Source organism: Poseidonibacter sp. (assembly GCF_041821165.1).
Lineage (GTDB): Bacteria > Campylobacterota > Campylobacteria > Campylobacterales > Arcobacteraceae > Poseidonibacter.
The window spans coordinates 1-6,604 of record NZ_JBGUES010000132.1 but is presented as its reverse complement, the minus strand read 5'-3'; the positions used below and the strand labels follow the sequence as shown (position 1 = coordinate 6,604).

At 29.8% G+C, this 6,604-nt stretch carries 5 protein-coding genes and 5 tRNA genes; 3 read left to right on the top strand and 7 right to left on the bottom strand.

Going from position 1 to position 6,604, the window contains the following annotated elements; translation table 11 throughout:
* Window positions 1-2: 2 nt before the first annotated feature.
* The 7 genes from ACERKK_RS09890 to ACERKK_RS09860 form a co-directional block, all read right to left on the bottom strand.
* Window positions 3-75: transfer RNA gene (locus ACERKK_RS09890), tRNA-Lys, on the bottom strand.
* Window positions 76-92: 17 nt separating this feature from the next.
* Window positions 93-169, bottom strand: a tRNA-Asp gene (locus ACERKK_RS09885).
* 92 nt (window positions 170-261) lie between these two features.
* Window positions 262-337 (bottom strand) — tRNA-Val (locus ACERKK_RS09880).
* 23 nt (window positions 338-360) lie between these two features.
* Window positions 361-435, bottom strand: a tRNA-Glu gene (locus ACERKK_RS09875).
* Window positions 436-457: 22 nt separating this feature from the next.
* A tRNA-Lys gene (locus ACERKK_RS09870) sits at window positions 458-533 on the bottom strand.
* Window positions 534-591: 58 nt separating this feature from the next.
* Window positions 592-1,098 carry a CinA family protein gene (locus ACERKK_RS09865; protein ID WP_373772918.1) on the bottom strand — a complete coding sequence of 169 codons (507 nt, stop codon included), beginning with the start codon at window positions 1,096-1,098 and terminating at the stop codon, window positions 592-594.
* A 128-nt stretch (window positions 1,099-1,226) separates the two neighbouring features.
* The gene (locus ACERKK_RS09860; RefSeq protein WP_373772917.1) at window positions 1,227-2,591 is read right to left on the bottom strand and encodes an FAD-dependent oxidoreductase; all 1,365 of its coding nucleotides are present in this window, start codon (window positions 2,589-2,591) and stop codon (window positions 1,227-1,229) included.
* Between the two features lie 279 nt (window positions 2,592-2,870).
* Here ACERKK_RS09860 and ileS point away from each other — a divergent pair, with 279 nt between their 5' ends.
* The 3 genes from ileS (at window position 2,871) to ACERKK_RS09845 (ending at window position 6,594) form a co-directional block, all read left to right on the top strand.
* Entirely contained in the window at window positions 2,871-5,600 is a 2,730-nt protein-coding gene (gene ileS, locus ACERKK_RS09855) for an isoleucine--tRNA ligase (RefSeq protein WP_373772916.1), read from the top strand.
* A 122-nt stretch (window positions 5,601-5,722) separates the two neighbouring features.
* Window positions 5,723-6,001: a NifU family protein gene (locus ACERKK_RS09850; protein WP_373772915.1), complete on the top strand. Its 279-nt coding sequence runs from the start codon at window positions 5,723-5,725 to the stop codon at window positions 5,999-6,001.
* Window positions 6,001-6,594: a hypothetical protein gene (locus tag ACERKK_RS09845; RefSeq protein ID WP_373772914.1), complete on the top strand. Its 594-nt coding sequence runs from the start codon at window positions 6,001-6,003 to the stop codon at window positions 6,592-6,594. The genes ACERKK_RS09850 and ACERKK_RS09845 overlap by 1 nt, the downstream gene beginning before the upstream one ends.
* Window positions 6,595-6,604: the final 10 nt, after the last annotated feature.

The following is a 6,604-nucleotide window of genomic DNA, read 5'->3' as shown; positions in this document are numbered from 1 at the left end:
GGTGACCCGTGATGGATTCGAACCATCGGCCACCTCCTTAAAAGGGAGATGCTCTACCAGCTGAGCTAACGGGTCACATATAAAATAAAAAGTGGCGCGGTAGAAGGGACTCGAACCCTCGACCTCCTGCGTGACAGGCAGGCGTTCTAACCAACTAAACTACTACCGCGCTTAAAAATACTAGATACAATAAATTGTAAATAGAAGTCACAAAAATAAGATTTAAAAATCAACACCACTGTGTTATAAGATTCTTAAAAATGGTGGTCGATGCAAGACTCGAACTTGCGACGTCTACCTTGTAAGGGTAGCGCTCTACCAACTGAGCTAATCGACCGAATAAATGTTAAGTAATATTATTGGTGATCCCTAGGGGATTCGAACCCCTATGGTTGGAATGAAAATCCAAAATCCTAACCATTAGATGAAGGGACCATAATTATTTAACATTTATAAATGGTGACCCGTGATGGATTCGAACCATCGGCCACCTCCTTAAAAGGGAGATGCTCTACCAGCTGAGCTAACGGGTCACTCTTTCAATTTAAATTGTTCTACTTAAATTGGACTGGAATTATAATAGGTTTTTTTTTATTTGTCAATTGTTTTTTCAATAAATTTTGAAATTTCTTCAAAAACATAATTTGCAGCCTTTACTTGTACCTCTTCTCTTGAACCTTTAAAGTGTTTAGAAACTACGATTTTATCGATATTTTTACACTCAAAACCAATAACAACAGTACCTACTGGTTTTTTTTCAGTACCACCTGTTGGTCCAGCTATTCCTGATACTGCAATTGCATAGTCAGCTTTAAATTTGCTTAAAGCTCCTGCTAACATCTCATTTACAACTTCAATACTTACAGCACCATATTTTTCTAAAGTTGTATTTTTTACATTTAATTCTTGATTTTTTATTTCATTTGAGTAACTTACAATTGCTCCATTAAATATATCTGATGAACCTGATACTTTTGTAATCATATGAGCTATTAGTCCACCTGTACATGATTCAGCTGTTGTAATTGTTTTATTATGCTTTCTAAGCATATCTTGAAGTTTAATCATCTTAGTTTGTGAAAAAGTTGTATTTTGCATGATAGATAGCCTTAAAATGAATTTAATGGCTATAAGTATATATTATTGAAGTATAAAGTTTTATAATTTTGGTAAATTTATTGAATGAAAAGTAACAAGAGTAAAACTCTTATTACTTTAAAAAATAATTATGCTATTTCTTCTTCTACTAAATCAGCATTGAATTGATCTTCGTTAAAATCTAGGTTTAAGTAATCACAAACAACTTTGATGTCTCTTTGTGCATTTCCTAAACATGAAGTTGCACCAGGAGATGGAGTCATATTAAAGATAATTCCATTACCTTCGCTAAGTGATGCTTCACCAAGCATAAGTTTTTTCTCATCTTTATTAAGAACTTGAGGTCTAACTCCACCAAATCCTTTTGCATATTCAATATCATCTTTTGTTAAAGAAGGTACAATTTTTTGTGCATCTTTTACAAATAGACCTTTATTGATACCTGGAACTTCAAATAAGAAGTTTTTAAATACATAGTTTCTGATTTCTGAATCTTTTAATAAATCCCAGAAAATTTTAATAATGCTTCCATCTATGTTCATTGTTTTTATACATTGACCAACAGATTTAAGTCCTTTATATCTTTCTAGAACACCAAGAGCTAAAGCAGTTGGTCCAAATCTTGTTTTACCATCTTCTAAGATATCAGGATCTCCATGAAGTGCAGCAAATGGTAATTTATCATTTTGTACCATGTAAACTTTACCATTTAAGAACTCACCACTTGTAATATAGAATGATCCAGCCATTGATAAAGAACCCATATGTTTACCGTAACCCATTTTATGAGCTAAGTATAATGAGTGAGCACCAGCATTAACTACAACGAAATCAGCAGTATATACATCACCATTTGTAGTTGTTACTTTATACATATCACCAGTTTTTTCAATATCTTCAACTTCTGAGTTATAGAAAATATCTGTAACTTTCGATGAATCAGCATTTTGACCAGCTTTAGCAAGTTCTTCAGTCATAGCACCGTAATCAACAGTTGTATATTCATCTCTTGCACCCATTGCAATAATTGGCTCTGGTCTATCTTTTGTTTGTTCTTTATCAGCATAAACTAATTTAGGCTCTAATTCTCTTAATGTTTCTTTATCCCATAATTCTAAGTAAGGGAAAAGTTCTTTAAAGTCATTGTATCTTTTTGTAATAAATTCAACTTCTTCTTTTCCAACACCAAGAGCCATTTTTTGATGTTTAAACATAATTTTGTCTTGTAAATCATACTGTAAACAAAACTTTTCAATCATTTTCGCAGTTCTTTTAGTGATTTTTGCTTTATCTAAAGTATAATTTGTCTCAATATCACCTACGTGAATTGTTTGAGAGTTACTACTTCCTTTTGAGTTAAGTGTAGCTAAAGCTTCATACTTTTCTAACATACAGATTTTTTTTGAGTTAGTGTATTTTGCTAATTCATAGAAAAGTGCAGCTCCAGATATACCACCACCAACAATTAATACTTCATAATGTTTTTCATTCATTCAATCGTTCCTAATATTATAAAATTATGCTCGAAGAGTATCATACTAAAGTTGTATCTAAGATAAATAAAGTACAAACTTGTACAAAATAACAATAAAATATAGAGTTTGGTAACACTGTGTCAATATTGCTAAAAAAGCAGATGTACAATTGTTGTACATCTGCTTTTTTAATTTTACTTTTTATTTATTGATAATTTTAATTTTAAACTAAATTGGATATAATCTACGATTTAATGAAAAACTATAAATAATATGATAATTGAAGGTACTATACAGATGGATTATAAAGACAGTTTATTACTACCAAATACTAAGTTTCCAATGAGAGGGAATCTTCCTCAAAATGAGCCAAAAAAATATAAACTTTGGGATGATGAAAAAGTTTATGACAGAATGAAAAGTAATAGAGAAGGTGCTCCTTCTTTTACATTACATGATGGACCGCCATATGCAAACGGTCATATTCATATTGGTCATGCTTTAAACAAAGTTTTAAAAGATATTATTAACAAATTCCACTATTTTGATGGAAAATCAATCAGATATGTTCCAGGTTGGGATTGTCATGGTTTACCAATTGAACAAAAAGTTGAAGAAAAAATCGGAAGCACTAAGAAAAAAGAACTTCCAAAATCTAAATTAAGACAATTATGTAGAGATCATGCTTCTAAATTTGTTGATATTCAAAGAGAAGAGTTTAAACAATTAGGTGTTATTGCTGATTGGGATAATCCTTATTTAACTATGGACTTTAAATTTGAAGCGAATATTTACAGAGAACTTTGTGCAATTGCTAAACAAGGTTTATTAATTCAAAGATCAAAACCAGTTTATTGGTCTTGGGCTGCACAAACAGCACTTGCTGAAGCAGAAGTAGAATATGAAGATAAAACATCTCCATCAATTTATGTTGCATTTAAACATGAAAAATTAGATGCATCTGTAATTATCTGGACTACAACTCCATGGACATTACCTGCTAATACTGGTATTGCTTTAAATGGTGAAGAAGAGTATGTTTTAACATCTGATAAATTTATTGTTGCTAAGAAATTATATAATTCACTTATTGAAAATGAAGTAATTTCAGGTTCAATTGTAGAAAATGTATGTCCTAAAGAATTAGAAAATACTCATGCAATTAACCCATTAAATGATAGACAATCAAAAATTATCTTAGGTGAACATGTTGAAATGGACGCTGGTACTGGTGCTGTTCATACTGCTCCTGGACATGGTGAGGATGATTATAAAGTTGGTTTAATTTATGGTCTTGATGTAATTATGCCTGTTGATGCATTTGGTAAATATGACCAAACAATTGTAAGAGAAAAATTATTTAGAGATACTGATAAATACTTAGGTATAAATGTATTTAAAGCTAATGATTCTATTTTAGAAGAGTTAGGTGATGCTTTACTTAAAAGAGTAGATATTAGACACTCATATCCACATTGTTGGAGAACACATACACCAATTATCTTTAGAGCTACTAAACAATGGTTTATCTCTATTGATGACCAATATGGTAAAGAGAATAAAACACTTAGAGAAAATGCTCTTAAAGTTGTTGAAAATTTAACTTTCTATCCTGAATGGGGAAGAAATAGATTAAGATCTATGCTTGATGGAAGACCTGATTGGTGTATTTCTAGACAAAGAGATTGGGGAGTTCCAATTGCATTCTTTAGAAATAAGAAAACTGATGAGATTATTTTTGATGAAAAAGTATTAAACTATACTGCTATGATTTTTGAACAAAAAGGTTGTGATGCTTGGTATGATTTAGAAATTTCAGAATTATTATATCCAGGAAGTGGACTTAACCCTGATGATTTAGAAAAAACTAAAGATATCTTAGATGTATGGTTTGATTCAGGTTCTACTCAAAATGCTGTATTAAGATCAAGAAATTATGATGCTGGTACATTCCCTGCTGATATGTACTTAGAAGGTTCAGATCAACATAGAGGTTGGTTCCAATCTTCATTATTAACAACTTTAGCATCTTCTGAAATTGCTCCTTATAAATCAATTTTAACTCACGGGTTTACAGTTGATGAGAAGGGTGAGAAAATGTCTAAATCAAAAGGAAATGTTGTTGCACCTGATAAAGTGATGAAACAATATGGTTCTGAGATTTTAAGACTATGGGTTGCTATGAGTGATTATCAATCAGATTTAAAAATCTCTGATAATATCTTAAAGCAAAATGCAGAGCTTTATAGAAAAATCAGAAATACAGCTAGATTCTTACTTGCAAATGTTAGTGATTTAGAAGAGATTGTTTCTGTTGATAAAATGGGTCCATTAGATAAATGGGTATTAGCAAAAGCTAAATCTGTATTTGATGAAATTCATGCTGCATTTAGTGTTTATGAATTCTCTAAAGGATTAAATAAATTAAATAACTTCTTAGTTGTTGATTTATCAGGTATTTATTTAGATGTTTGTAAAGATAGATTATATTGTGATGATAAAAATGATATTCATAGATTAGCATCTCAAAGTGCAATGGCACTAATTGCTAAAAAATTAATTGTTACTTTATCTCCAATCTTAACTTATACTATGGATGAGTTATTAGAGTATGCACCTGAATTTATAAAAGGTGATTGTAAAGATATTTTTGATTATCCGCAAGTTGAATTACCAGAAATAACAACTACAATTAATGAAGAAATTTTATTAAGTGCTAAAGAAAAATTCTCAGAAATCAAAGATGCTTTAAGTAAAGATAAAACAATCAAGTCTACATTAGAATTATCTATGTATACTACTTGTGAAGATTTATTAGCATTAGATGCTGTTGAAGCTTCTGATTGGTTCTTAGTTTCTTCAATTACAAACACTAAACAAGATAGTGATATACTTGGTTCTTTTGAAATTGATGGAAATGTATTTGAAGTATTTAAAGCCGTTGATTACAAATGTCCAAGATGTTGGAAATTCACAGCAGTAAAAGAAGATTGTCTTTGTACTAGATGTGAAGAAGTATTAAACTAGGAATAAAATGTTTCAAGAAGAAGTAACTTTAACATTTATATTTGAAACAATAGCAGTAATTTTAGCTCTTACTGCTGTTGGAATTTATTTAGTTAAACAAAAAGCAAAAAAAGGTAAATAATATGATGCCCTTCACTGATGAAGACTTACAAGCACCTGTAAGTTCGATTATTGAAAACAAAATTGCGCCAATGCTTGCAAAAGATGGCGGAGCAATTCAATTATTAGATATAAGAAATGCAAGAGTTTTTGTACAATTACAAGGTGCTTGTGTTGGTTGTAGTGCTAGTAGTAGTACTTTAAAATATATAGTAGAAAAAGAATTAAAATCAGCAATTCATCCTGATTTACAAATAATAAATGTTCCACATGGAATGGAAGATAAGTTAGAGGAAATTTAATGATAAATGAAAGTAGGTTGTTAAATAAAGCTAATGCATATTTTTTAGATAAAAAATTTGATAAAGCCTTATTTTTATATTCACAATTATCGTCACTTTTTTCAGATAATAAAGAATACCCTATTTATGCACTATTTTGCGATATTGCCTCAGAAGATGAAGAAAAAGCTATATCTTTATATGACTATTTTTGTGTTATGAAAAAAGATGATTTAGATGGTGCTATTGATTATGTTGAAAATGTTGTAAATGCATATGATGGTGATATTGATAAAATGATGGGAATCTTAGAAGATTTAAATGCATCAACTGTTGAATCATTAGATGCTATTAAATATGACGATTTTAAAAAGTTGATTAAAAGTAGAGGGTCATTTAGAATTGCATTTGAAGATATTATGTTTTCAACAAAAGTTGCAATAGAGAATAAAGATGATTTTTGTGACTTTGTTACTAAGTTAATTGACAATGATTTTAATAGTACAGCGTATACATATTTAGATGGATTTAATGAATATTTCTCTTATGATAAAGAGATTGAAGAACTATATAAAAAATTAGAAGAGAAAAAAATTGCAGCTAATCATAAATAATATAAAATAT

Excerpts from the sequence above, each read along its gene's own strand:
- ACERKK_RS09845 (WP_373772914.1), top strand. The coding sequence starts at position 6,001 with ATGATAAATGAAAGTAGGTTGTTAAATAAAGCTAATGCATATTTTTTA.
- ACERKK_RS09860 (WP_373772917.1), bottom strand. The coding sequence starts at position 2,591 with ATGAATGAAAAACATTATGAAGTATTAATTGTTGGTGGTGGTATATCT.
- ACERKK_RS09865 (WP_373772918.1), bottom strand. The coding sequence starts at position 1,098 with ATGCAAAATACAACTTTTTCACAAACTAAGATGATTAAACTTCAAGAT.
- ileS (WP_373772916.1), top strand. The coding sequence starts at position 2,871 with ATGGATTATAAAGACAGTTTATTACTACCAAATACTAAGTTTCCAATG.
- ACERKK_RS09850 (WP_373772915.1), top strand. The coding sequence starts at position 5,723 with ATGATGCCCTTCACTGATGAAGACTTACAAGCACCTGTAAGTTCGATT.